The following is a 23,598-nucleotide window of genomic DNA, read 5'->3' on the forward strand; positions in this document are numbered from 1 at the left end:
CCGTGTTCGTCGGGTTTTCTTCAACTGGAAAAGCAAAAGGCCGAACGCCCCCCGCCGGGCTGGAAGGCCCGGAAAAATGGGAAACAAGGGTTCGTCCCCGCCTGGATGGACGGGGCTATGCCACTACCGCTGCCAGCCTCAAAGGGCGCTGGCTAACTTGCTCCGGTAGCTCAGGCTCCTTGAGCGCCGGGCCGGCGTTCGGCCGGTGATGAGGTATCGTCGGTTTGCGCAAAACACTCGCGCAAGAACCGCGCACCTTCGTTGACCCATGCCTGGCACTGCTCATGGGATTCTTCCACCCCGTCGCCACAGGCGCCGGGCATGATCAGGGTGCGGGCCGGAATGCCCGCCTTGACGAGTTTTGCCGCGAAGGCTTCGCCCTCGGCGCGCAACGCATCTTTCTCGGCCACCTGCACCAGCGTGGACGGCAGCCCCACCAGGCGCGATGCCATGGCCGGTGCCGCATACGGGTGCACGCTGGCGGCCGGCGTGGGCAGGTAATCACGATAGTTGCAGGCCAGGCGGCGCAGCATCTCCATCGGCACCTGGCCGGTCGTGCACATCGACGCGTGCTGGAGGCACGGGTCCGTTACGGGGCGGATCAGCCATTGCCCGGCGGGCTGCGGCAGGCCGCGGTCACGCAGCATCTGCGCCAGCGCAATCGCGAGATTGCCGCCGGCTTCCTCGCCGACCAGCGCGAAGCGCAGCTTGTCCACCTTCAGCTTCTTGGCGTGCTTGAGCACCCAGACCGCCGTATTCACCGCATCTTCCGGCGCGGCCGGAAACGGATGGTCAGGCGCCAGCGAATACGCCGGCGTCACCACCACGGCCGGGACCGACTTCGCCAGATCCCGCGCCAATGCCTGTGCCGCTTCCACGCCACCTTCGACAAAACCGCCCGCGTGCAGGTACACCAGCCACGGCAGCAACTCGGTGCTGCCCGCCGCCGGTGCATACCCGGCGGGATAGGCCACGCAGACCTTGATCTCGCGGTCGCCGCTCGCCACCATGTATTGCTCAGCGCGCGCTTCTCCCTTGCCTGCAGCCGGTTTCACGGCGGGGGTGATGGGATTCACGGTCTTTGACATGGTGGTTACGACGCCTGCACGGGCCGTCGATACTGTGTTGCGATGCAACGAATTATGGTGATTGACCCGATTGGGATAAAGCTGGAGATTGCCAACGCACTGTTTCTGGAGTGGAATAATCGCCAGAGTGTTGCGAGAAGTGAAACCACACGCTTGGCAAGGACACCGGAAATGTGATTCACTCCGGTCCTCGGTGCACGCACGGTTGGGGAACCGCGCCCGCCACCGAGCCCCCAGACCTCCACCCATCCCCGCTCCGGCCGCCACTGGCGGACCGCCGGCAGCAAACCCAGGGCACGCACTTGACATGCGCGACCCCACTCCCGCCAGACACCATCCTTCGGAACGTAGCCCCCGGTCTCACCCCTTTCGGAAGCAACATCATGGATCGTCTTGTCTCTATGCAGGCATTCACTCGGGTGGTGGATGTCGGCAGCTTTGCGCGCGCGGCGGAGTCCCTGGACCTGCCAAAAGCCACGCTCACCCGCCTGATCCAGAACCTGGAGACCCATCTCGGCGTCAAGCTGCTGCACCGGACCACGCGGCGTATCAGCGTGACCACGGACGGCGCCGCCTATTACGAACGCTGCGTGCGCATTCTCGCGGACGTGGAGGAAGCTGAACAGTCACTGACGCGCCACAACAACTCGCCACGGGGCACGCTGTGCGTAGATACCACGGCGGCTCTCGCGCGGATGGTGCTGATTCCCCACCTGCACGATTTCTACAATGCCTACCCGGAACTGAAGCTCGAGCTGACCATCAACGGCAAGCCTATCGACCTGTTGCAGGAAGGCGTGGACGTCGTGCTGCGCGTGGGCTCGCTGGACGAGGCGATGGTGGCGCGGCGCCTGGGCCAGGTCAAACTGGCGTTCTTTGCCTCGCCGATCTACCTGCGGCGTTTTGGCACACCCGCCGACCTGACCGAGCTGGCGCAGCACAAGGCCATCAACTATCTGTCCAACCGGCACGGCCGCGAAATGCCGTGGACGTTGTCACGCGGCGGCGAGAGCAGCGAGATCCTGCTGCCCTCGGCCATCTCCACTAACGACGCCGACGTCTACATCGGCTGCGCGCTGGAAGGCCACGGCATCGCCCAGATTTCGCGGGCAATGGCGGAGCCCTACGTCCAGAGCGGCCGGCTGGTCGAGGTCATGGGTGACTGGCAGACCGAGGAATTACCGATTTCGGCGATGTACCCGCAGAACCGCCACCTGTCGGCGAAAGTGCGGGTCTTCGTGAACTGGGCGGCCGACCTGTTCTCCCGGCATCCGCACTTCGGCGTGGCGCCGCAGCAACTGGCGGCGTAGGCCTTGCCAGACCGGTCCGCAAACCCCTTGCACCGCTGTGCAAGGGGTTTTTTCATTTCAGCGTCCAACACGAAGCGGGGATGGATCGCGCCGTATTGATTCACACCGGTTTTCTTGCTACGTTTCTGCCGCTTGACATATCAACAATAATCACAAACGGGTCCAATCATGAGCCATCTCCTGCGCTGGCGCCACGCCGCGCGGCCTTTGCGCGTACAAGCCGCCTTTCTGCCATGCCTCGCGCTGTTCACCGCCCTGCTGTTGGGCGGATGCGCGGCGGACGAATCCACCGAGGCACCGGCAGTGCCCACGGCGCCCACAGTGCCGGCACCCCCCGGCCCGTACGCCATTGGCGGCACCCTCGCCGGCCTCGCCGCCGGCAGCCAACTGGTGCTTCAAAACAACGGGCAGGATGCGCTGACGCTGTCCGCCGACGGCAGCTTTACCTTCGCCACGCCCGTGGCGCATAACGGCGGCTACGCGGTCACCATCGCCCAGCAGCCGGCCGGACAGGTCTGCTCGGTGGCAGGCGGCGCCGGGGCCGGTGTGACCGCAGCGGTCACAAATATCGCCGTGGTCTGTGCCACCACTCGCTTCACCGTCGGTGGCAAGGTCAGCGGACTGGCTGGCGGGCAGTCGGTCGTCCTGCACAACAATGGCGCGGATACCCTGACCCTGAGCGCGAATGGCACGTTCAGCTTTCCGACGCCGGTGCCCTACAACGGCAGCTACCTCGTGACGGTGTCCGCGCAGCCGGCCCACCAGACCTGCACCGTGAATGGCCACCAAGGCAGCGCGGTCATCGCGGACATTGCCTCGGTGGACGTGGTTTGCGCCACGACCACATACAGTGTGGGCGGCACCGTGGCGGGTCTGTCGAGCCAGGTCACCCTGGCCAACAACGGCACGGACTTCCTCACGATTTCCGAGAACGGCGGATTCACCATGCCGACCGCCCTTCCGACGGGCGGCACCTTCAATGTCACCATCAACACCCTGCCACTCGGGCAGACCTGTACCGTGGTGAACAGCTCCGGCACGGTGGCCGCCGCCAACGTCACGAATATCGCAGTGATCTGCACCTCGCAGCCGATTGGCACCCTCTACATGCCGGCCGCCTTCGCCACGCGGACGGACGTCTACAGCGTGATGTCGGACGGCCAGCTGGTCATTTCCGGCAATGCCTATGGCTACAGCGGGGATCCGATCGCCATGGCCTATGACGACAGCTTGAGAACGCTGTACTTTTCGACGACGAGCGGATGGACGTACAAGTTCGACGTGGCCGCGGACGGCACGTGGATCAGCAGCGCGGGGAACTGGGCCTACGGCGGCACGCCCACCAGCCTGTTGCGCGACCCCCTCGGACGGTTCCTCTTCGTGGGAAGTGACGTATTCAACATCCGCACCGCCACTCTCGATGTCCTCGGCAACATGACGACCCCGACGACCCCGATTGGGACGACCTTCCGGCCCGATAGGATGGTCGCTACGCCCGATGGCCAGTACCTGATTGCCAGCTCGTCCGCCACACCGGGGTTCGACGTCTTTGCGATCGCCCCGGATGGCTCGCTGACCTCCAGCAGCCATCTCGCCCTGGCTGTGGCGCCGTCAGCGCTGGCGATGCATCCTTCCAACAGCTATCTGTATGTGGCGGACCCCATCAATAACCGAATCATGGAGTATCGCGTCGACGGTGCAGGCAATGTGACGCCCCTGCCGGCCGTGCTCATTGCCACCGACGGGCAGCCACAGCACCTCAGCATCGACCCTTCGGGCCGCTACCTGTACGCCACGAGCCCGGCATCCGGCAGGATCTCGCAGTACACGATCGCCGCCGATGGCACGCTGGTGGCGATGCCCCAGCCCACCGTTGCCGCGGGCACCCTTCCCGGCGCGCCGACGATCGACCCGACCGGGCGCTTCCTTTATGTGCCGAATGCCAGCAGCCTCGAAATCCGCCAGTACGTTATCGGCGTGACCGGTGCGCTGACGCCGCTGACGCCCGCAACCGTGTCGATCCTGGCCGCGCCGACACTGCTGTACAGCGTGCCGTGGTAGGCGCCACCGCCTGAGGGGAAAAGCCAAAAAAAACAGGGCGGGGATGCATTCCCGCCCTGTTTTTCATTTCAGGTACTGATCAGCTCGGACCGCTCAGAACTCCACCATCGCGAAGTCTTCCTTGCCCACGTCGCACTCGGGGCAGCGCCAGTCGTCCGGAATGTCTTCCCAGCGCGTGCCGGGCGCGATGCCGTCCTCGGGCAGGCCGGCCGCTTCGTCGTAGACCCAGCCGCAGATGATGCACACCCATTGCTTGAATTCCGCTTCGGGGGCCGCTGGCTTCCCGGCGCTGGCGGGGGCGTCCTGGCTGGTTTCGGGGTCATCGAGACTGAAGACCAGCGGCGCGGCCGTGGCGCTCGCCAGATCGGCCATGTGACCCTGGAGCCTCGCCATCAGCGCCTGGGTCTCCTCCAGCGTGAAGTCGATCCAGAACGGATCACCAGCGCCATCGTTCAGGCGTTGCGGGGAAAACTGAAGTTCTAGGACGGAGCCTTTCTTGTACATGCGTCGATCGGGTTGAGGGCGGCAAAGGCGCCTAGATGGGGATGATCGGCGGCGCTTCAAGCCGCGCCGCCGGGATCCGCCTTACTGCTGCACCCGGTAGCGCTCGAGCCAGTGCGCATACGGCGCCGGCAGCACCCACGACGGGCGTTCCACGTTCAGCGCCATGGCCGCCTGATAGGGCCAGTGCGGGTTGGACAGCAGCGCGCGACCCACCATGACGAGGTCGATCTGGCCATCGGCAACGGCCTGGTTGGCAATGGCCGGATTGTCGATGCCCCACGACGCCGCCACCGGCAGGCCGGCCTCGCGGCGCACGCGCTCGGCCACCGGGGCCAGGAAGGCCGGGCCCCACGGGATCTGCGCGTCGGGGATGGTGAAGCCGACGCTGACATTGAGCATGTCGAGCCCGCCTTCGCGCATCGCACGGGTCAGCTGGATCGATTCGTCGAGCGTGCGAGCGTCGTCGCCGTCATATTCGATCACGCCAAAGCGCGCGGTCAGCGGCAGGTTCTTCGGCCAGACTTCGCGCACGGCGGCCAGCGTTTCCAGCAGGAAGCGGCTACGGCCGGCCACGTCGCCGCCATAGCCATCGGTACGCTGGTTGGCGTGGCGCGAGAAGAAGCTCTGGGCGAGGTAGCCGTGCGCGAAGTGCAGCTCAAGCCACTGGAAGCCGGCTTCCAGCGCGCGCTTGGCGGCGGCCACGAAGTCGGCCTGCACGCGGGCGATGTCGTCGAGCGTCATCGCCTTCGGCACCTTGGGCAGGTGGGCGCCGAACGGCACGGCAGACGGGGCGATGGTCGGCCAGCCGCGCGCATCGTCTTCGGCGATATGGTCGTCGCCTTCCCAGGGCCGGTTGGCGCTGGCCTTGCGGCCGGCGTGGGCGATCTGGATGCCGGCCACGGCACCGCCGGCCTTGATCGCGGCGGCAATGCGCGCCATGCCGGCCATCTGCTCGTCGTTCCACAGGCCGGTGCAACCCGGGGAGATGCGGCCTTCCGGCGACACCGCCGTGGCCTCGACGATCACCAGGCCCGCACCGCCACGCGCCAGCCCGGTGTAATGCGCCAGATGCCAGTCGTTGGTGACACCGTCGACGGCGCTGTACTGGCACATCGGCGGAATGGCGATGCGGTTGCGCAGCGTGACGTCTTTCAGCGTGAAGGGGGTGAACAAAGCGGCGTCGCTCATCGGATGGCTCCGGGGGTGTTGTCGAGGGTGCCAATCGTAGGCGGGCGCCGCTATAATGAAAACTATCTGGTAATTATCGTCGCAATAAGAGTTTGTTATGGTGAATCCATGATGGTGAACCCGCAATGGCTGAAGTCCTTCGCCACCCTGGCCGAGCTGGGCAACTTCACGCGCACGGCAGACCGCCTCGGGCTGACCCAGGCCGCCGTCAGTCAACACGTAAGGCATCTCGAAGAGATGTATGGATCACTGCTGATCCGGCGCCCCCGCGCCCTGGAACTGACCCCGGCGGGCGCGGCGCTGCTCGAATACTGCGCCGAGGTGAACCAGGCGCATGAGCGGCTGGCCTCGCGGCTCTCCGACGCCGATGCCACACAGGGCGAGGTGGCGCTGATCACGCCAGGGAGCATCGGCCTATTTATCTACCCGATGCTGCTGGACCTCCAGCAGGAGCATCCCGGGCTGGCCGTGCGGCACCGCTTCGCGCCCGATACCGAGGTGCTGGAGGCGGTGCTGCACAACCGCTACGAACTCGGCATCGTCACGCTCAAGCCGGACGACACGCGCCTGACGGCCACGCCGTTCATCGAGGAACCGCTGGAACTGGTGATCCCGCCCGACGAGGAAGTCCATAGCTGGGACGATCTCGTGCGCATCGGCTTCATCGACCATGCCGAAGGCCAGGCGATGGCCAACCGGCTGCTGAGTCGGCGCTTTCCCGGCAACCCAGGGGCGTTCCACCTGCCTAGGCGCGGCTTCAGCAACCAGATTGGCATGCTGCACGAGCCGGTGGCGCGGGGGCTCGGCTTCACCGTGGTGCCACGCTTCGCCCGCGAGGCGTGGGAGCGCACCCGCCCGGTCAAGGTGGCCGAATGCGGTCCGCCGGTGGTGGACACGCTGTGGTGGATCCATCGTGCCGAATGGCCCCTGTCGGCACGCGCCACGGGCGTGATCCGGTACCTCCGCCAACGGATCGAGGCGGCCTGCGGCAGCATGGTCTGCCTGCTGCCACCGGAGCTGTGACGGGCGCCGATGGCCTGCATTCATGAGCACAGCTAACAAGTGTATGCAGATTCCTGCGTCTACCCTTTGTGGGCCACGCCTCCTATCATTCCGGTTTGCCTTGCCCGAAAGTCCACAAAACAAGGATGCCCCCCATGGAAGATTTCGGCGACATCAGAATGTCACGGCGTGACCTGCTCAAGGCGGGCGCGGCATCGGCCACCGCAGCGGCCGTGCCAGCCGCCCAGGCGCAGGACAGCCCCACTAATGTAAACACCCCCTCGCCCTCCCCCAACGCCAGCCGCCCGCCCGTGGTGGCCAGCGTCACGCTCGACGTCAATGGGCGCCGCCACACGCTCAAGCTGGACACCCGCACCACGCTGCTCGATGCCCTGCGCGAGCACCTGCACCTCACCGGCACCAAGAAGGGTTGCGACCACGGCCAGTGCGGCGCCTGCACGGTGATGGCCGATGGCCGGCGCATCAACGCCTGCCTGTCGCTGGCCGTGATGCACGACGGGGGCAAGGTCACCACCATCGAGGGCCTGGGCACGCCCAACAGCCTGCATCCGATGCAGGCCGCCTTCGTCAAGCATGACGGCTACCAGTGCGGCTATTGCACGCCGGGGCAGATCTGCTCCGCCGTGGCTGTGCTCGACGAGATCCGCCAGGGCATTCCCAGCCATGTCAGCGCCGACCTCAACGCGCGGCCCCAGATGACCGTGGTGGAGTTCCGCGAGCGCATGAGCGGCAATATCTGCCGCTGCGGCGCCTACGCCAACATCGCCGACGCCATGACCGAAGTGGCCGGGAGGCAGGCATGAATCCCTTCAGCTACGAACGCGCCAAGACCCCGGCGGAGGCCGCCGCAGCCGCCGCGCGCACGCCGGGTAGCCGCTTTATTGCGGGCGGGACCAACCTGCTCGACCTGATGAAGCTCGGCATCGAGTCCCCCTCGCACCTGATCGACGTGAACGGCCTGCGGCTCGACAAGATCGAGCCCACCGCCGAGGGCGGCCTGCGCGTGGGCGCGCTGGTGCGCAATACCGACCTGGCCGCCGATACCCGCGTGCGGCGCGACTACGGCGTACTGTCCCGCGCGCTGCTGGCCGGCGCCTCGGGCCAGTTGCGCAACAAGGCCACCACGGCCGGTAACCTGCTGCAACGCACCCGCTGCCCCTACTTCTACGACACCAACCTGCCGTGCAACAAGCGCACGCCGGGCAGCGGCTGCTCGGCCATCGGCGGCGTCACGCGCCAGCACGCGGTGATCGGCGTGAGCGAGGCGTGCATCGCCACCCATCCGAGCGATATGGCCGTGGCCATGCGCCTGCTCGACGCCTCCGTGGAAACCGTCCAGCCGAATGGCGCCGCGCGCGTCATCCCGATTGCCGATTTCCATCGCCTGCCTGGCAACACGCCGCATATCGAGACCGCGCTGCTGCCCGGTGAGCTGATCACGGCCGTCACGTTGCCGCGTCCGCTCGGCGGCGTGCACGCCTACCGCAAGGTGCGTGACCGGGCCTCGTACGCGTTCGCGCTGGTCTCGGTGGCTACCATCGTCCAGCGCGACGGCACCGGCCGCGTGGCGCTGGGCGGCGTGGCGCACAAGCCGTGGCGCGTGGAAGCCGCCGAGGCGGACCTGCCGCGCGGCGCGCGCGCCGTCACCCAGCGCCTGCTGGAAGGCGCCACGCCCACGCCCGAGAACACCTTCAAGGTGGCGCTGACCGAGCGCACGCTCGGCGCTGTGCTGCTGCAGGCCAAGCGCTGACCGAACGGAAACAAGGACGCTCCGATGAAATTCGACACGCCCGCCACCACCAATCCGATCGACCAGCTCAAGGTGGTCGGCCAGCCGCTCAACCGCATCGACGGCCCGCTCAAGACCACCGGCGTCGCCCGCTACGCCTATGAATGGCACGACGTTGCCCGCAACGCCGCCTATGGCTACGTGGTGGGCGCCGGCATCGCCAAGGGCCGCATCGCCGGCATCGACACCGACGCCGCGCACCGCGCGCCGGGCGTGCTGGCCATCGTCACCGCCGCCAACGCCGGCACGCTCGGCAAGGGCCGCTTCAATAACGCGCGGCTGCTGGGCGGCCCGGAGGTGCAGCACTACCATCAGGCCATCGCGCTGGTCGTGGCCGAGACCTTCGAGCAGGCACGCGCCGCCGCGCAGCTGGTGCGGGTGCGCTATGAACGCGAGCGCGGCAGCTTCGACCTCGCCGCCTCACGCGACGGGGCCACGCGCCCGAAGTCCGGCACGCCCGAATCGGCCCGTGGGGATTTCCCCGGCGCCTTCGCGGCGGCCCCGGTGCAGCTGGACGGCACCTACTCCACCCCCGACCAGGCCCACGCGATGATGGAGCCCCATGCGTCGATGGCGAGCTGGACCGGCGACCAGCTCACGGTGTGGACTTCCAACCAGATGATCGACTGGAGCCGGGGCGACCTCGCCCAGACGCTCGGCGTGCCGAAGGACAACGTGCGCCTGATCTCGCCCTTTATCGGCGGCGGCTTCGGCGGCAAGCTGTTCGTGCGCGCCGATGCCGTGCTCGCCGCCCTCGGCGCGCGGGCGGTACACCGGCCCGTGAAGGTGGCACTGACGCGCCCGCTGATCTTCAACAACACGCCGCACCGGCCGGCCACGATCCAGCGCATCCGCCTCGGCGCCGGGCGTGACGGCCGGCTGACCGCCATCGGCCATGAAAGCTGGTCCGGCGACATCGACGGCGTGAAGCCCGAGAACGCGGTGCAGCAGACGCGCCTGCTCTACGCCGGCGCCCATCGCATGACCGCGCTGCGGCTGTCCGCGCTGGACCTGCCGGAAGGCAACGCCATGCGCGCGCCCGGCGAGGCGCCCGGCATGATGGCGCTGGAGATCGCCATGGATGAGATGGCCGGCAAGCTCGGCCTCGATCCGGTGGAATTCCGCGTACGCAATGACACCCAGGTGGACCCGGAGAAGCCCGAGCGCCCGTTCTCGCAGCGGCGTCTGGTCGATTGCCTGCGCATCGGCGCCGAGCGCTTCGGCTGGAAGGGCCGCGCCACGCGCCCCGGCGCGGTGCGCGACGGCCAGTGGCTGGTGGGCATGGGCGTGGCGGCGGCGTTCCGCAACAACCAGGTGGCCAAGTCCGGCGCGCGCGTGCGGCTGGACAAGCGCGGCATGGTGACCGTGGAAACCGACATGACCGACATCGGCACGGGCAGCTACACCATCATCGCCCAGACCGCCGCCGAAATGCTGGGCCTGCCGATCGACAAGGTCATCGTGCGGCTGGGCGACTCGACCTTCCCGGTCTCGTCCGGCTCGGGCGGCCAGTGGGGCGGCAACAGCTCCACCGCCGGCGTCTACGCCGCGTGCGTGAAGCTGCGCGAGGCGATTGCCACGCAGGCCGGTCTTGATGCCGCCACGGCGGTGTTCGAGAACGGCCGGGTCCGCGCCGGCGGCAACAACCCGGGCGGGCGCGCCGTGCCGCTGGCCACCGTGGCCGCGCGCGGCGACATCGTGGCCGAAGACACCATCGAGTTCGGCGACCTCACGCGCCGCTACCAGCAATCCACCTTCGGCGCCCATTTCGTGGAAGTCGGCGTGGATGCGGACACCTGCGAGATCCGCGTGCGCCGCATGCTGGCGGTCTGCGCCGCAGGGCGCATCCTCAACCCGAAGTCGGCCCGCAGCCAGGTGATCGGCGCGATGACGATGGGCGTGGGCGCGGCGCTGATGGAGGAGCTGGCGGTGGACAAGCGGCTGGGCTGCTTCATCAACCACGACCTGGCCGGCTACGAGGTGCCCGTGCATGCGGACATCGGCCCGCAGGAGGTGGTGTTCCTCGACGAAACCGACCCGATGTCGTCGCCGATGAAGGCCAAGGGCGTGGGCGAACTGGGCATCTGCGGCGTGGGGGCCGCCATCGCCAACGCGGTCTTCAACGCCACCGGCGTGCGCGTGCGCGACTACCCGGTCACGCTCGACAAGCTGCTCGGGCGGATGCCCGACCTGTCCGCCTGAGGGCCTGAGCCCCTAGTCCCACGGCCGGGGCGCCGACACCGGATGCCGGTGTCGCGCCTCGGCCAGGATGCGGCATTCGTCCACCGCGCAGTAGCCGTCACGCTGCAGCGCACTCCAGACCTCGGTGGCGCTAAGGCCGGTCAGCGGCGTGTGGGGATCGAAATCGCACGACTCCACCCGCTCGGGCGGACCGAGCCAGGCGAGCATGGCGGGCGGGATGTTTTCCAGCGGGTGTGTGTGCGCGACGAAAAGAGCGCGTACACCACGACGATGTATCGAGATCTTCACGACGGTACCCTTCGAGAGGAACGGAACTGTCTAATTTTTAGGATGCCGGTCGGCCGGAGGTCAAGGGCGTCCCTGTATCAAAGTATTAATGCACCAACGGATTAACGGATTAACGCATCGGCGATCCGGTCGGCCGTGTTGACCGAGTCGGTCAGCCCCAGGTGGCCGTGGCCTACCGCCAGCCAGAGGCCGGGCTGGCCGTCGGCCGGTCCCACCACGGGCACCGAATCCGGCATGCAGGGCCGGTGGCCCATCCAGGTGGTGACGTGGGCGTCTTCGAGCCCCTTGAATGTCTCCCGCGCAATACGTTCGAGGATGGCCGCGCGCTTCGGATCGGGCCGCGCCGCCAGCCCGGCGATCTCCACCGTGCCGCCCACGCGCAGCCCGCCCTCCATCGGCGTGACGAAGATCTTGCGATCGGTCAGCACCACGGTGCGCGACACCGCGTCGTGCCGGTTGGTGAACTGCACGTGATAGCCGCGCTGGCTCTCCAGCTGTAGCCGCACGCCCAGCGGGTCCAGCAGCCGGCGCGACCAGGCGCCCGCCGCCACCACCACGTGGTCCGCCGTGTGGCGGCCTTCCGCACCGCTCAGCAGCCATTCCCCGTCCTGCCGGCGCATCCCGCGAATCTCGTCGCGCACGATCCGGCCGCCGCGCGCGACGAAGGCCGCGGCAATCGCCTCCGTGTAGCGCGCCGGGTTGCGGATGGTGGCGTGGTCGGCCAGAAAGACGCCCGCCTGGTAGCGCGGCGCCACGCCGGGCTCGAGCGCCTCGATGCCGGCCCGGTCCAGCCGTTCGAAGCGGAAGCCGAAGCGCTCGCGCAGCTGCCACGCCGCCGCATCCGCCTCAAGCGCGGCAGCATCGGGGTACAGGTGCAGATGGCCGCGCCGCATGAACAGCTCGGGCACGCCGACTTCGCGCGCCAGCGCCTCGTGGCGGTCCCCGGCGTTGGCGTGGAGCGCGGCCAGCGCTGCCGCCGACTCCGCCACGCGCCCCGGCGCGGCCGAGAGGACGAAGCGCGTCAGCCACGCCGCCGCCGTGGGCAGGTAGGCCAGCCGCAGATGGAGCGGACTTTCCGGATCGAACAGCATCTTGGGGAGCGAGGCCAGCACGCCCGGCATGGCCAGCGGCGCCACCGAACTCACGCTGATGGCGCCCGAATTGCCGTAGCTGCACCCCTGCGCGGGGGCGTCCCGGTCGATCAGCGTCACGTCGGCGCCGCGCTTGCGCAGCGCCAGCGCGATACAGCAGCCCACAATGCCGGCGCCCACCACGGCAACCCGTGGCGTCTTGTCAGTCGTCTTCGTCATGGGCCGAAACCTTAGTCGGATAAGGCGCCGCCGGCAAGCCATCGCGCCGATGTTCGCCCAGCCGGGGCGCCGATGCATCGCCAATGCGCCGCCATGGCGCATGGCATGACACATTGCGGTGCGCCACACGGCCCGCCCGGCGCCGGGGCCGTGGCACGGAACCTGCTGAACCGGTGGCCAGGAGAGTAGAAGCGTTCAGCGGCCCGCCTCGCCATGTCGGGCCGCCCGGAAATTGCTCGCCGCGTGTTCCCACACCCATTTTCCGGAGAGCTTTTCCATGCGCCGCCGTTCCTTTCTCCATGCCACCGCCGCCACCGCTGTGTCGTCGCTGATCGCCGCCCCCGCCTTCGTGCGCGCCGCCGGCAGCCTGCAGAAGTTCAAGTTCAACCTCGGCTGGAAGGTCGAGGCGTCCGGCGCCGGCTTCCTGCTGGCCCAGCAGCGCGGCTACTACAAGGACGCCGGGCTCGACGTGGTGATCGACACCGGCAACGGCTCGGCTTCGGCCATCAGCCTCGTGGCGGGCGGCGCCTACGACTGCGCCTCGGCGGATCTGGCCGCTATGCTCGAATTCAACGCCGCCAACCCCGCCGCCGCGCTCAAGGCGGTGGCCATCCAGTACGACCTGAACCCGAACGCCGTGATCGTGCGCAAGGACGGCCCGATCCGCAAGCCGGGCGATCTGGCGGCCAAAACCATCCTCGGCCAGCCGTTCAACGCCTCGCGCAAGCTGTTCCCGGTGTTCGCCAAGGCGCAGGGCTTCGACCCGTCCTCGATCAAATGGGAGAGCGCCACGCCGGATATCGGCGACACCCGCTTCGTCAAGGGCGACTTCGACGCCGTGGCCTACTTCTACTTCACCGGCCTGCTCAACCTCAAGGCGCGCGGCATGGGCCCGGAGAAGCTCAGCGTGTTCCGCTTCTCCGACTACGGCATGAAGTCGTACGGCAACGGGCTGGTGGCCAACCCGAAGAGCATGGCCGAGCACCCGGACGCCATGAAGGCCTTCGTCAAGGCCTCCACGCGCGGCTGGATCGAGGCCATGGCCGACCCGCAGGCCGGCGCCGCCGCCGTCAAGGCGCGCGAGCCGCTGGCCGACCAGACGCTGGAATTCGAACGGCTGAAGCTGATTGTCGACGGGTCGATGCGCACCCCCGATACGCTGCGCGACGGTTGGGGCGCCGCCACCCAGGCACGGCTGCAGGCCACCATCGACGAGACGGTCGGCGCGTTCGGGATGAAGCCCGGCCTGACCGTGGCGGATATCTGGACCGGCCAGTTCCTGCCGGCCCCGGCGGAACGCAAGCTCAAGGCGTAAGCCCCGGGGCTCCCCCCAAAGATCAACCGGCTGCGTGCACCACGCGCGGCCGGTCATGCACCCTGTTGGGGCCGATGCCGGCGCCGATGGGGGCTGACCGGCCCCTTGCGCCCCAACTTTGCTCACAAGTCTTGCATACAAGGCTGGCATACCACTTGCAATAGTGGTCCCCGTGAGCGAACTCCAAGACAAACCCTCCGCCGACATTGCCCAGCGCATCACCGAGGCCATGCTCGCGCAAAAGCTGCTGCCGGGCTCGCGCCTGGGCGAGCAGGAACTGGCCGCGCTGTTCGGCGTCAGCCGCACGCTGGTGCGCGAGGCGCTGATGCGGCTGGCCGCGCGCGGCATGGTGACCGTAAGCGCCCGGCGCGGCTGGTACCTGATCGAACCCGGCGCCGACGATATCCGCGCCGCGTTTGCCGCCCGCCGCATCATCGAGACCGGCCTGCTGCGCGAGATCAGCGCGGCCCAGCCGCCCAGCGCGCCGGCCATCCACACACTGAAGGTGCATATCGCCCGCGAAAAGGCGGCGCTGGACGGCGACGACGCCGGCGAGCGCAGCTTCCTGCTCGGCGACTTCCATGTCTGCCTGTGCGCCGCGCTGGGCCACGGCCTGCTCGTGGATACCCTGCGCGACCTGACCGCGCGCACCACGCTCGTCGCCAGCCGCCAGCAGTCCGCCGCTGACGCGGGCCGCTCCTGCGCGCAGCACGAGGAAATCGTCAACGCGCTGGCCGCCGGCGACGGCGAACGCGCCGCCCGGTTGATGACCGACCACCTCGGCGAAGTCCACGCCAGCCTGGACGCCGTGCCGGCGGACCCGCTGGCCGGCCTGCGCCATGCCCTGGCGCCGGTTTCCGGCCGCGCGCCAGCGCCCCCGATCTCCGCTTCCTCCCGCTCCAACCCACCCGCTTTGCAAAAGGACTGACCGATGACCCCGACTCCATCGACCCCGCTGTTCTCCAAGGCGCGCCGCGCGCTGCTGCTGGGCGTGTTCGCCAGCGTCTGCGTGGCCGCCCTGCCCCGCCCGGCGCAGGCCGACACGCTCGCGGACATCACCAAGGCCGGCGTGCTGCGCGTGGCGGTGCCGCAGGACTTCCCGCCGTTCGGCTCGATTGGCGCCGACATGGCGCCGCAGGGCCTGGACATCGACGTGGCCGCGCTGATGGCGAAGCGGATGGGCGTGAAGCTGCAACTGGTGCCGGTGTCCAGCACCAACCGCGTGCCCTACCTCCAGACCCGCAAGGTGGACCTGATCATCTCCAGCCTCGGCAAGAATCCCGAGCGTGAGAAGGTGCTGGACTTCTCCGAAGCTTATGCCCCGTTCTACAACGGCGTGTTCGGCCCGGCCGACATGCCCGTGAAGAGCGCCGCCGACCTGGCCGGCAAGACCGTCGGCGTCACGCGCGGCGCGGTGGAGGACCTGGAGCTGTCGAAGATCGCCCCGGCCAACGCCACCATCAAGCGCTACGAGGACAACAACGCGACGATCTCCGCGTTCCTGTCGGGCCAGGTGCAGCTGATTGCCACCGGCAACGTGGTCGCCGCCGCGCTGATCGCCAAGCATGCGCCCAAGGCGCCCGAGACCAAGTTCCTGATCAAGAACTCGCCGTGCTTTATCGGCATGAACAAGGACGAGCCCGCGCTCCAGGCCAAGGTGAACGCCATCCTGGCCGAAGCCAAGAAGGACGGCGCGCTGAACTCGCTGTCGATCAAGTGGCTGCTGCGTCCGCTGCCGGCCCAGCTCTGATCTGAACCGCTTCCCCTCCCGCTGCAACCGGTCCCGTCCATGGCCTATCAGTTCGATTTCCTGTCGGTGCTCGACTACACCGACGTCCTGCTCAAGGGCATCGCCGTCACGGCCCAGCTCACGCTCACGGGCGGCGTGCTGGGCGTGGCGGTGGCCATCTTCGGCGCCTGGGCCCGGACGCAGGGGCCGGCTTGGCTGCGCGCCATCGTCGGCGCCTATGTGGAGATGATCCGGAACACGCCGTTCCTGATCCAGCTCTTCTTCATCTTCTTCGGCCTGCCCAGCCTGGGCGTGCAGTTGCCCGAGATGGTGGCCGCCTCGCTGGCGATGGTGATCAACCTGGGCGCCTACGGCACCGAGATCATTCGGGCCGGGCTGGCCGCCACGCCACGCGGCCAGTTCGAGGCCGGCGCCAGCCTGGCGATGTCGCCGCTGCAGGTGTTCCGCCATGTGGTGCTGCGCCCGGCGCTGCAGAAGATCTGGCCGGCGCTGTCGAGCCAGATCGTCATCGTCATGCTTGGCTCGGCGGTCTGCTCCCAGATTGCCGCCCAGGACCTGACCTACGCCGCCAACTTCATCCAGGGCCGCAACTTCCGCGCCTTCGAGGTCTATCTGGTGAGCACCGTGATCTACCTGTTGCTGGCGCTGCTGCTGCGCCAGCTGCTGCGCGGCGTGGGCCGGCAACTGTTTGCGCGGAGGGCGCGATGATCGACTTCACGCTGTGGGACATCGTGCGCAACCTGCTGCTGGCCGCGCGCTGGACCGTCCTGCTGTCGCTGGTGGCCTTTGTCGGCGGCGGCGTGGTGGGCTTGTTGGTGCTGCTGATGCGCACCAGCAAGCGGCCCTTCCTGCGCCGGGCCACCTGGGCCTATATCGAGATCTTCCAGGGCACGCCGCTGCTGATGCAGTTATTCCTCGCCTTCTTCGGCCTCGCGCTGTTCGGCGTGGACGTGCCCGCGTGGCTCGCCGCCGGCGTGGCGCTGACGCTCTGGACCGCCGCCTTCCTGGCCGAGATCTGGCGCGGCTGCGTGGAGGCGATTCCGCGCGGCCAATGGGAGGCGTCCGGCAGCCTGGCCATGAGCTACGTGCAGCAGATGCGCCACGTGATCCTGCCGCAGGCCATGCGCATTGCCGTGGCGCCGACCGTCGGCTTTGGCGTGCAGGTCATCAAGGGCACCGCGCTCGCGTCGATCATCGGTTTCACCGAGCTGTCCAAGGCCGGCACGATGATCGTCAACGCGAGCTTCCAGCCATTCACCGTTTATGCCGCCGTGGCGCTGATGTACTTCGCGCTGTGCTGGCCCCTTTCGCAAGCCAGCAAACTGCTGGAGAGGAAATTCCATGCCGCTCATCGCCATTGACCAGGTCCGCAAGTCGTTCGGCAGCAACGAGGTCCTGAAAGGGGTGTCGCTCTCGGTGGAGCCGGGCGAGGTCATCGCCATCATCGGCAAGAGCGGCTCGGGCAAGAGCACGCTGCTCCGCTGCATCAACGGGCTGGAGTCCATCGACGCCGGCGCCATCACCGTGGCTGGCGCCCATCTGGCCGATACCGAGCTGCAACTGCGCGCGCTGCGGCTCAAGGTGGGCATGATCTTCCAACAGTTCAACCTGTTTCCGCACCTGAGCGCGGGGCGCAACGTGATGTTGTCGCCAATGATCGTCAAGGGGGTGCCGGAGGCCCGGGCGCGCGAGCTGGCGGAGCTGAACCTGGCCCGCGTGGGCCTCTCGGCCAAGTTCGACGCCCATCCCGATCAACTCTCCGGCGGGCAGCAGCAGCGCGTGGCGATTGCCCGGGCGCTGGCGATGCAGCCCGCTGCGCTGCTGTGCGACGAGATCACCTCGGCGCTGGACCCGGAACTCGTCAACGAGGTGCTCCAGGTCATGCGCGGGCTGGCCGCCGATGGGATGACGCTGCTGATGGTCACGCACGAGATGCGCTTCGCCCGGGAAGTGTGCGACCGCGTGGTCTTCATGCACCAGGGCAAGGTCCACGAGATCGGGCCGCCGGACGAGGTCTTCGCCCGTCCGAAGACCCCGGAGTTGCAGCAGTTCCTGGGCATGGTGGAAGCCTAGGCGCTGACCTGACCCTGAGACTGCGCACGCAGGTTCTCGGTGGTCTCGCCCTTGCCGTCGGGCTGCCAGCCCGGGGGCATCGTCAGGTAGCCGAGGGCCGCGCCGAGGCTGGGGGCTGCCGCCATGTCGCGGAACAGGCCAATCCAGTGTTCGAACTGGTTCATCAGCGGGTTCACCGTGCGGGACGGCTTGACCAGCCCGTAGCGGCACGGCTCTTCGGCACGCTCGGCCACATAGGTGCCGAACAGGCGGTCGAACACGATCAGCACGCCGCCGTAGTTCGCATCGAGGTAATCCACATTCGAGGCATGGTGCACGCGGTGCGCCGACGGCGTGTTGAACACGTATTCGAGCCAGCCCAGGCGCGGCACCCACGTGTTGTGCAGCCAGAACTGGTAGAGCAGGTTGAACATCAGCGTGGCCAGCACCACTTCCGGCCGCACACCCAGCCAGACCAGCGGCGCGAAGAAGATGGCCGTGCCGGTAAGCTTGCCGGTCCAGCCGAGCCGGTAGGCCGAGGCCAGCGTGAGCTGGTTCGGCGAGTGGTGGACCGCGTGGGTCGCCCAGAAGAAGCGCACGCGGTGCGAGGCGCGGTGATACCAGTAGTAGCAGAACTCCTGCCCCACGAAGAGCAGCAGCACCATCAGCGCGCTGTTGAGCGTGACCGTGAACAGGCGGTGATCCCAGGCGAAGGCGAACACGGGCGTGGCCAGCGAGAGCGGCAGCAGCACCGACAGCTTGCGGCCGGCCAGGTCGGCCAGCGACAGCCAGACCTCCCGCCAGTCGAACGGGGCATTCCAGTTCCGGCGCTTGCGCCAGAGCACCACGGCTTCGACGAGCGAGACGGCGACGATGAACGCCGTGGCGTAGAGGGCTATCCGCTGGACGGATAGGTCGGGGTTGGCGGTGGGGGTCAGCATGGCGTGCCTCATGGGGTAGTCGATTGGGGATCGGGACGATGTTGCGTCGCGGTGAGCCAAATGTAGGTGCCGCCCGCCAGCCGCGCCATGCGGGAAATATGTCGCCGGATGTCATGCACGGACCGGCGCCACGCCGTGTAACACCGCGACATGGTTTGCGCCTCGCGGACTGCCCCGTCCCCTCCTATATTTCGTCCCGTTGCCGCCGCACATCGGTCGGCTGAAACTCACCAGGAAGGGACTCATCATGAAACGCCTCAGCTTCGTTACCGCTACCGCCGCCCTCATCGTTGCCACCGTCACCGCCGCCACGCCCGCCTTCGCCGGCTGGTATGGCGCTGGGGCGGTCGTCGTCATGCCGCCGCCGCACGTTGTCTATGTCGCCCCGGCGCCGCGCCCCGTCTATGTCGCCCCGCCGCTGCCGCCGGTCTATGTCACGCCCCAGGGCGAATATGTCGCGCCGCGTGCCGTCTATGTGGCGCCGCCGCCCCACCCGGCGGTGTGGGTGCCGGGACATTGGGTCGGACGTGTCTGGGTGCCCGCACACTACGCATGACTTCGGGTATCGTTCCCGCATGACGGATGGTCACGGAGACATGCCATGGAGGTAGTCAACCGCATCCTCGTGCTGGACGACGAGGCCGAGTTGCGCAACATGTTGCAGCGCTTCCTGACCAGCCAGGGCTTCCGCGTGCGCGCCGTGGCCGATGGCAAGCAGCTCGACCGCTACCTCCAGCGCGAACCCTACGACCTGCTCGTACTCGACCTGATGATGGCGCCCGAGGATGGCCTGACCATCTGCCGGCGGTTGCGTGCGGACGGCATCACGCTGCCCGTGCTGATGCTGACCGCCAAGGGCGATCCCATGGACCGCGTGCTGGGGCTGGAGACCGGCGCCGATGACTACCTCCCCAAGCCGTTCGTGCCGGACGAGCTGGTCGCCCGCATCCGTGCGCTGCTGCGGCGGCAGCGGATCGCGTCGGGCGATCCCACCGTCACCGCGCAGACGCTGCGCTTCGGCGAATTCGAGTTCGATGTCGGCCAGCAGACGCTGCGGCTGCGTGGCGATCCCGTGGAGGTGCATTCGGCCCAGATGCTGTTGCTGCACGCGCTCGGATCCTCGCCCAACCGGCCCGTGAGCCGGGAGAACCTGCTGGCCCGCGCGCGCGGGCGCGACCATGACGCGCTGGACCGCAGCATCGACGTACAGGTGCTGCGCCTGCGCCAGATCATCGAGGAAGACCCATCCAAGCCCCGTTTCATCAAGACGGTGTGGGGCGTGGGCTACATGCTGGTGGCCGGCGTGGCGGCGTGATGCGGCTGCCCCGGTCGCTGCTGGCGCGCAATATCGCCCTGCTGGTGGCGCTGGTGGCCGTCACGCAGGCGTGCTCCCTCTCGGTACTGCTCCACTATGTGCAGCGCCCGCGTATCGAGCGCGCGGCCATTATCTTTGCGGACTATGTGAAGACCCTCGATGGCGTGCTGGCCGCGCTGCCGCCTGCCGAGGCGCAGGCGGTCACCACGCGGCTCAACGCCCAGGCGGCGGACCCTGTGCCGGAGCCCACGCCGGACGGCGCCGCCAGCCCCTTGCAACTGTTCCGCACCTACCAGCGCGATGTCTTCCTGCACGCCCTGCGCCGCGACCTGCCGCCCGACATGCCAGTGCGCTGGCAGATCGACGCCCCCGATGGCGAGGAACGGCTGTGGATCCGCGTGCACGTGGCCCACACCCCGGCGTGGATTTCCCTGCCGATGACCGCCGATGCCCGCGCCAGCGGCATCCTGGCCGCGCTGGCGCTCTCGACCGCGCTGGCGATGCTGGCCGCGCTGACCGGCTACCTGATCCAGCGCCACCTGAACCGGCCCCTGCAGGACCTCGCCCGCGCCGCAGGCGACGTGTGCGCTGGAGAGATGCCCGCGCCGCTCCCCACGGACGGCCCCACGGAAATCGCGCAGGTCAGCGCCGCTTTCAACCAGATGACCGACGCCCTGCGCCAGGCGGAAGCCACCCGCGCGCTGATGCTGGCGGGCATCTCGCACGACATCCGCACGCCACTGACCAAGCTGCGCCTGGGCATGGCGATGGCCATGCCACGCGGCAGCGACGACGCTTTCGTTGCCTCCACCGAAAGCTATCTCGACCAGATCGACACGATCCTCCAGCAATTCATGGACTACGCCGGCAGCGGCGAGCGCGAGCCGCCCCAGCCGGGCGACCTCGACGCGCTGGTGCAGCAGTTGTCGTCCGATTTTGCGGGGCTGGGACACAGCTTCGAGTTGTCGATCGGCAACCTGCCGCCGCTCGACTACCGCCCGGTGAGCCTGATGCGGCTGCTGATGAACCTGATGCAGAACGCGGTGGTCTACGGCCGCACCGGACTGGCCGTGCGCACCTGGGCCGATGCGGAGACCGCCTATGTGGCGGTGTGCGACCGGGGCGACGGCATCGGCGCGCAGCAGTTGGAGCAGCTCAAGGCGCCGTTCGCACGCGGCGACAACGCGCGCGGTCATTCGGGCGGCACCGGGCTGGGGCTGGCGATTGTGGAGCGCATCGCGCGGCTGCACGGCGGCTCGCTGCAATTCCGCCCACGTGACGGCGGCGGCCTCGAAGCCGTAGTGGCGCTGCCGCTGCGGCCAGCGGCCTGACATTTCTCGACATACTTGCTGCATGGCATCTGTGGTCGGTTTTTCCCATACTGGGTTCCAGCGATGCACCGACACGCTCCAACCCAACCGATACAGGATTTCGCCATGCAAACCACCCAACTCTCCCTCATTGCCCGCCGCTTCACCCTCGCCACGCTGACGGCCGCCGCGCTGCTGGCCGCCGGCTACGCCAACGCCACTACCATCACGCAGGGCGCCGCCGCCCTCCCCGGCAACGCGGACATCATCTGCGTGCAGACCTTCAACGCCAACCCCGATCAGGTCAAGGTAGACAGCCGCGTGATGCAAAAGGTCATGTCGATGGCCGGCGCGGACAGCCAGGCTGGCAAGGCCATGCACGATGCGCGCGAGGCCCGTGATCAGGTGAGCGATGAAATCGTGCGGCAGCTGCGTGCCAAGGGGCTCAACGCAGTGCGCCTCGATGGCGCGGTCCCGGCGGGCGCGAATGCGTTGGTCGTTACCGGCCAGTTCGACAAGATCGACGAAGGCAACCTGCGCCGCCGCATGGTGGTGGGCCTGGGCGCGGGCAAGAGCGATGTGGGCGCGTCGGTCGAACTGGTCTACCAGCCCGCCAATGGCCCGGCGGTGGCGGTGCAGGACTTCCACGCCAGCGCGGATAGCGGCCACATGCCCGGTGTGGCGGAGACCGCCGGCGTGGGCGCGGTGGCCGGCCATGTGGCCATGTCAGCCGCCGCCGGCGGCGCGGCGCACGGCGTCAGCGAACTGCAGCACGACAGCGTCTACAACGACGCCACGCGTCTTGCCGACGCCATCGCCAAGCAGGTTGCCCAATCCGCCCAATCCGCTCAGCGCCCGCTCTCCTGAAGCATGCGGGTCATCAGGTAGAGGCGCGGGACGATGGAATCGAGTTCGATGTACTCGTCGCGCGCGTGATAGCCAAAGCCGGACAGGCCGAAGCTCTCCACCACGGCGGCCTTGCCCGACTGGCCCGCGAAGCCGGCATCCGTGGCGCCGCCCGTGCCGGGAAACAGGGCCAGCTGCCGGCCGTCCAGTTCCGCGTAGATCTTCTGGGCCTGCGCCGCCAGTTCCCGGCCACGCGCATTGACCACGAAGGGCGGACGGCCCTCTTCCATCGTGATGGTGGTCTGCGTATCGGGCACCAGATGACCGGCGTTGACCTTCTCCTGCAGCGCCGCCTGCAGCTTCTGGGCGGCACCGTTGGCCGTGATCCGCACATCGCCGAAGGCGCTGGCCGAAGCAGGAATCTGGTTGCGGGCATCCCCAGCCTTGGCATTGGTCCAGTTCAGTTGCGAGCCCGGCACGGACTTCGCCACATCGCGCGTCTGCTGCAACTGGTAGGCCAGTTCCATCAAGGCATTGCGGCCCAGCTCCGGCGCGGCGCCGGCGTGCGAGGCGCGGCCCTGAACAGCCATCGTCGCGGAGGCCGTGCCAGCGGCGCCGAGCAGCAGGGATTCGGTCTTGGCCACGGCCTTGGCCGGATTGGGCTCGCAGGACAGCACCACATCGTGCTGCGCCCCCAGCGCGGCAATGGCGGCGCCCGAGCCGAGCGAGCCGATTTCCTCGTCCGCATTGAACAGCACGGTCACCCGCGCGAAGTCCTTCCAGCCCTGCGCCTTCATGATCTCCAGCGCGTGCAGGATGACCGCGATGCCGCCCTTGTCATCGGCGATGCCCGGCCCGTAGAGCTTGTTGCCGTCCTCGCGAATCGGCTGCGAGGCCAGCGTGTTGCGCGCGTAGACGGTGTCCATATGGGCGATCAGCATGATGCGGCCTTTGCCCGTGCCTTCCAGCGTGCCCTTGACGATCGGGCCGTGGCCCTGCGCCGCCGGCACGCGCTCCACGCTGGCACCCAGCGCCTTGAGGCGCTTCTCGGTGTAGGCGGCCATGCGGTTCAGCCCTTCGACGTCATGGCTGCCGGACTCGATCGACACCATCTCCTTGAGGGACTGCACCACGCCCGGCTGCGCGGCCTGTGCCGCCTGCAGCAGGGCCGCGTCCGGCCCGGCGGCCAGCGCGGCGCCGCTCCAGGCCAATGACAACGCGAGGGAGAGCGCTGCGGGCAGCGCTGCGCGGCGGTGACGAACGGAACGGGGCATGAGGATTCCTGTGTGGACGGTTGGCGACAAAA

The 23,598-nt window shown here is 68.2% G+C and carries 23 protein-coding genes; 16 read left to right on the top strand and 7 right to left on the bottom strand.

Annotated features, from left to right (window positions below; all coding sequences use genetic code 11):
- Positions 1–170: 170 nt before the first annotated feature.
- Positions 171–1,088 carry an alpha/beta hydrolase gene (locus AC1DFU_RS08310; RefSeq protein ID WP_092295001.1) on the bottom strand — a complete coding sequence of 306 codons (918 nt, stop codon included), beginning with the start codon at positions 1,086–1,088 and terminating at the stop codon, positions 171–173.
- 383 nt (positions 1,089–1,471) lie between these two features.
- On the opposite strand from AC1DFU_RS08310, the gene AC1DFU_RS08315 reads away from it, so the two are divergent.
- Together AC1DFU_RS08315 and AC1DFU_RS08320 are read left to right on the top strand one after the other, a co-directional pair.
- On the top strand, positions 1,472–2,398 hold the full coding sequence (locus tag AC1DFU_RS08315) for a LysR family transcriptional regulator (protein ID WP_441592710.1): 927 nt from the start codon (positions 1,472–1,474) through the stop codon (positions 2,396–2,398).
- 168 nt (positions 2,399–2,566) lie between these two features.
- Positions 2,567–4,459: a lactonase family protein gene (locus AC1DFU_RS08320; protein ID WP_441592711.1), complete on the top strand. Its 1,893-nt coding sequence runs from the start codon at positions 2,567–2,569 to the stop codon at positions 4,457–4,459.
- Positions 4,460–4,552: 93 nt separating this feature from the next.
- Here AC1DFU_RS08320 and AC1DFU_RS08325 read toward each other — a convergent pair whose 3' ends face one another.
- Positions 4,553–4,963 carry a rubredoxin gene (locus AC1DFU_RS08325; RefSeq protein WP_092294995.1) on the bottom strand — a complete coding sequence of 137 codons (411 nt, stop codon included), beginning with the start codon at positions 4,961–4,963 and terminating at the stop codon, positions 4,553–4,555.
- Between the two features lie 81 nt (positions 4,964–5,044).
- A complete protein-coding gene (locus AC1DFU_RS08330; protein ID WP_441592712.1) occupies positions 5,045–6,151 on the bottom strand; it encodes an NADH:flavin oxidoreductase/NADH oxidase in 1,107 nt (368 codons plus the stop codon).
- Between the two features lie 108 nt (positions 6,152–6,259).
- On the opposite strand from AC1DFU_RS08330, the gene AC1DFU_RS08335 reads away from it, so the two are divergent.
- The 4 genes from AC1DFU_RS08335 to paoC all read left to right on the top strand — a co-directional run bounded on the left by AC1DFU_RS08335 (position 6,260) and on the right by paoC (position 11,165).
- Positions 6,260–7,174 (top strand): LysR family transcriptional regulator, encoded by a 915-nt coding sequence (locus AC1DFU_RS08335; RefSeq protein WP_369823431.1) that lies wholly within the window; start codon positions 6,260–6,262, stop codon positions 7,172–7,174.
- 134 nt (positions 7,175–7,308) lie between these two features.
- Complete coding sequence (paoA, locus tag AC1DFU_RS08340; RefSeq protein ID WP_092294992.1) at positions 7,309–7,977, top strand: aldehyde dehydrogenase iron-sulfur subunit PaoA; 669 nt, start codon at positions 7,309–7,311, stop codon at positions 7,975–7,977.
- The gene (locus AC1DFU_RS08345) at positions 7,974–8,924 is read left to right on the top strand and encodes an FAD binding domain-containing protein (RefSeq protein WP_092294990.1); all 951 of its coding nucleotides are present in this window, start codon (positions 7,974–7,976) and stop codon (positions 8,922–8,924) included. The genes paoA and AC1DFU_RS08345 overlap by 4 nt, the downstream gene beginning before the upstream one ends.
- Positions 8,925–8,948: 24 nt before the next feature.
- The gene (gene paoC / locus AC1DFU_RS08350) at positions 8,949–11,165 is read left to right on the top strand and encodes an aldehyde oxidoreductase molybdenum-binding subunit PaoC (protein WP_092294989.1); all 2,217 of its coding nucleotides are present in this window, start codon (positions 8,949–8,951) and stop codon (positions 11,163–11,165) included.
- A 12-nt stretch (positions 11,166–11,177) separates the two neighbouring features.
- Here paoC and AC1DFU_RS08355 read toward each other — a convergent pair whose 3' ends face one another.
- Together AC1DFU_RS08355 and AC1DFU_RS08360 are read right to left on the bottom strand one after the other, a co-directional pair.
- Complete coding sequence (locus AC1DFU_RS08355; protein WP_143093896.1) at positions 11,178–11,453, bottom strand: YcgL domain-containing protein; 276 nt, start codon at positions 11,451–11,453, stop codon at positions 11,178–11,180.
- 101 nt (positions 11,454–11,554) lie between these two features.
- Positions 11,555–12,763: an NAD(P)/FAD-dependent oxidoreductase gene (locus AC1DFU_RS08360; RefSeq protein WP_441592713.1), complete on the bottom strand. Its 1,209-nt coding sequence runs from the start codon at positions 12,761–12,763 to the stop codon at positions 11,555–11,557.
- Between the two features lie 277 nt (positions 12,764–13,040).
- Here AC1DFU_RS08360 and AC1DFU_RS08365 point away from each other — a divergent pair, with 277 nt between their 5' ends.
- From AC1DFU_RS08365 to AC1DFU_RS08390, 6 genes are all read left to right on the top strand, one after another.
- Positions 13,041–14,078 carry an ABC transporter substrate-binding protein gene (locus tag AC1DFU_RS08365; protein WP_092294983.1) on the top strand — a complete coding sequence of 346 codons (1,038 nt, stop codon included), beginning with the start codon at positions 13,041–13,043 and terminating at the stop codon, positions 14,076–14,078.
- 172 nt (positions 14,079–14,250) lie between these two features.
- Complete coding sequence (locus AC1DFU_RS08370) at positions 14,251–15,006, top strand: GntR family transcriptional regulator (protein ID WP_441592714.1); 756 nt, start codon at positions 14,251–14,253, stop codon at positions 15,004–15,006.
- Positions 15,007–15,009: 3 nt separating this feature from the next.
- Positions 15,010–15,828 (top strand): transporter substrate-binding domain-containing protein, encoded by an 819-nt coding sequence (locus AC1DFU_RS08375; protein ID WP_092294979.1) that lies wholly within the window; start codon positions 15,010–15,012, stop codon positions 15,826–15,828.
- A gap of 39 nt (positions 15,829–15,867) precedes the next feature.
- On the top strand, positions 15,868–16,536 hold the full coding sequence (locus AC1DFU_RS08380; protein ID WP_092294977.1) for an amino acid ABC transporter permease: 669 nt from the start codon (positions 15,868–15,870) through the stop codon (positions 16,534–16,536).
- A complete protein-coding gene (locus AC1DFU_RS08385) occupies positions 16,533–17,189 on the top strand; it encodes an amino acid ABC transporter permease (RefSeq protein WP_092294975.1) in 657 nt (218 codons plus the stop codon). Before AC1DFU_RS08380 ends, AC1DFU_RS08385 begins: the two co-directional genes overlap by 4 nt.
- Positions 17,170–17,901 carry an amino acid ABC transporter ATP-binding protein gene (locus AC1DFU_RS08390; RefSeq protein WP_092294973.1) on the top strand — a complete coding sequence of 244 codons (732 nt, stop codon included), beginning with the start codon at positions 17,170–17,172 and terminating at the stop codon, positions 17,899–17,901. Before AC1DFU_RS08385 ends, AC1DFU_RS08390 begins: the two co-directional genes overlap by 20 nt.
- On the opposite strand, the gene AC1DFU_RS08395 is transcribed toward AC1DFU_RS08390, so the two are convergent.
- The gene (locus tag AC1DFU_RS08395; RefSeq protein ID WP_441592715.1) at positions 17,898–18,821 is read right to left on the bottom strand and encodes a sterol desaturase family protein; all 924 of its coding nucleotides are present in this window, start codon (positions 18,819–18,821) and stop codon (positions 17,898–17,900) included. The two genes, AC1DFU_RS08390 and AC1DFU_RS08395, sit on opposite strands and share 4 nt — an antisense overlap.
- Positions 18,822–19,068: 247 nt before the next feature.
- On the opposite strand from AC1DFU_RS08395, the gene AC1DFU_RS08400 reads away from it, so the two are divergent.
- From AC1DFU_RS08400 to AC1DFU_RS08415, 4 genes are all read left to right on the top strand, one after another.
- On the top strand, positions 19,069–19,377 hold the full coding sequence (locus AC1DFU_RS08400; RefSeq protein WP_092294969.1) for a hypothetical protein: 309 nt from the start codon (positions 19,069–19,071) through the stop codon (positions 19,375–19,377).
- Between the two features lie 45 nt (positions 19,378–19,422).
- A complete protein-coding gene (locus AC1DFU_RS08405; protein ID WP_441592716.1) occupies positions 19,423–20,136 on the top strand; it encodes a response regulator in 714 nt (237 codons plus the stop codon).
- Positions 20,136–21,467 carry an ATP-binding protein gene (locus AC1DFU_RS08410; RefSeq protein ID WP_441592717.1) on the top strand — a complete coding sequence of 444 codons (1,332 nt, stop codon included), beginning with the start codon at positions 20,136–20,138 and terminating at the stop codon, positions 21,465–21,467. Before AC1DFU_RS08405 ends, AC1DFU_RS08410 begins: the two co-directional genes overlap by 1 nt.
- Positions 21,468–21,572: 105 nt before the next feature.
- A complete protein-coding gene (locus AC1DFU_RS08415; protein WP_441592718.1) occupies positions 21,573–22,313 on the top strand; it encodes a DUF4410 domain-containing protein in 741 nt (246 codons plus the stop codon).
- Here the strand turns inward: AC1DFU_RS08415 and AC1DFU_RS08420 are convergent.
- Positions 22,295–23,566, bottom strand: a complete 1,272-nt coding sequence (locus AC1DFU_RS08420; RefSeq protein WP_441592719.1) for a M20/M25/M40 family metallo-hydrolase — start codon at positions 23,564–23,566, stop codon at positions 22,295–22,297. The genes AC1DFU_RS08415 and AC1DFU_RS08420 overlap by 19 nt on opposite strands.
- Positions 23,567–23,598 lie beyond the last annotated feature (32 nt).

It is taken from the genome of Cupriavidus sp. 10L45 (assembly GCF_056395225.1).

Excerpts from the sequence above, each read along its gene's own strand:
- AC1DFU_RS08310 (WP_092295001.1), bottom strand. The coding sequence starts at position 1,088 with ATGTCAAAGACCGTGAATCCCATCACCCCCGCCGTGAAACCGGCTGCA.
- AC1DFU_RS08315 (WP_441592710.1), top strand. The coding sequence starts at position 1,472 with ATGGATCGTCTTGTCTCTATGCAGGCATTCACTCGGGTGGTGGATGTC.
- AC1DFU_RS08320 (WP_441592711.1), top strand. The coding sequence starts at position 2,567 with ATGAGCCATCTCCTGCGCTGGCGCCACGCCGCGCGGCCTTTGCGCGTA.
- AC1DFU_RS08325 (WP_092294995.1), bottom strand. The coding sequence starts at position 4,963 with ATGTACAAGAAAGGCTCCGTCCTAGAACTTCAGTTTTCCCCGCAACGC.
- AC1DFU_RS08330 (WP_441592712.1), bottom strand. The coding sequence starts at position 6,151 with ATGAGCGACGCCGCTTTGTTCACCCCCTTCACGCTGAAAGACGTCACG.
- AC1DFU_RS08335 (WP_369823431.1), top strand. The coding sequence starts at position 6,260 with ATGATGGTGAACCCGCAATGGCTGAAGTCCTTCGCCACCCTGGCCGAG.
- paoA (WP_092294992.1), top strand. The coding sequence starts at position 7,309 with ATGGAAGATTTCGGCGACATCAGAATGTCACGGCGTGACCTGCTCAAG.
- AC1DFU_RS08345 (WP_092294990.1), top strand. The coding sequence starts at position 7,974 with ATGAATCCCTTCAGCTACGAACGCGCCAAGACCCCGGCGGAGGCCGCC.
- paoC (WP_092294989.1), top strand. The coding sequence starts at position 8,949 with ATGAAATTCGACACGCCCGCCACCACCAATCCGATCGACCAGCTCAAG.
- AC1DFU_RS08360 (WP_441592713.1), bottom strand. The coding sequence starts at position 12,763 with ATGACGAAGACGACTGACAAGACGCCACGGGTTGCCGTGGTGGGCGCC.
- AC1DFU_RS08365 (WP_092294983.1), top strand. The coding sequence starts at position 13,041 with ATGCGCCGCCGTTCCTTTCTCCATGCCACCGCCGCCACCGCTGTGTCG.
- AC1DFU_RS08375 (WP_092294979.1), top strand. The coding sequence starts at position 15,010 with ATGACCCCGACTCCATCGACCCCGCTGTTCTCCAAGGCGCGCCGCGCG.
- AC1DFU_RS08380 (WP_092294977.1), top strand. The coding sequence starts at position 15,868 with ATGGCCTATCAGTTCGATTTCCTGTCGGTGCTCGACTACACCGACGTC.
- AC1DFU_RS08385 (WP_092294975.1), top strand. The coding sequence starts at position 16,533 with ATGATCGACTTCACGCTGTGGGACATCGTGCGCAACCTGCTGCTGGCC.
- AC1DFU_RS08390 (WP_092294973.1), top strand. The coding sequence starts at position 17,170 with ATGCCGCTCATCGCCATTGACCAGGTCCGCAAGTCGTTCGGCAGCAAC.
- AC1DFU_RS08395 (WP_441592715.1), bottom strand. The coding sequence starts at position 18,821 with ATGCTGACCCCCACCGCCAACCCCGACCTATCCGTCCAGCGGATAGCC.
- AC1DFU_RS08400 (WP_092294969.1), top strand. The coding sequence starts at position 19,069 with ATGAAACGCCTCAGCTTCGTTACCGCTACCGCCGCCCTCATCGTTGCC.
- AC1DFU_RS08405 (WP_441592716.1), top strand. The coding sequence starts at position 19,423 with ATGGAGGTAGTCAACCGCATCCTCGTGCTGGACGACGAGGCCGAGTTG.
- AC1DFU_RS08410 (WP_441592717.1), top strand. The coding sequence starts at position 20,136 with ATGCGGCTGCCCCGGTCGCTGCTGGCGCGCAATATCGCCCTGCTGGTG.
- AC1DFU_RS08415 (WP_441592718.1), top strand. The coding sequence starts at position 21,573 with ATGCAAACCACCCAACTCTCCCTCATTGCCCGCCGCTTCACCCTCGCC.
- AC1DFU_RS08420 (WP_441592719.1), bottom strand. The coding sequence starts at position 23,566 with ATGCCCCGTTCCGTTCGTCACCGCCGCGCAGCGCTGCCCGCAGCGCTC.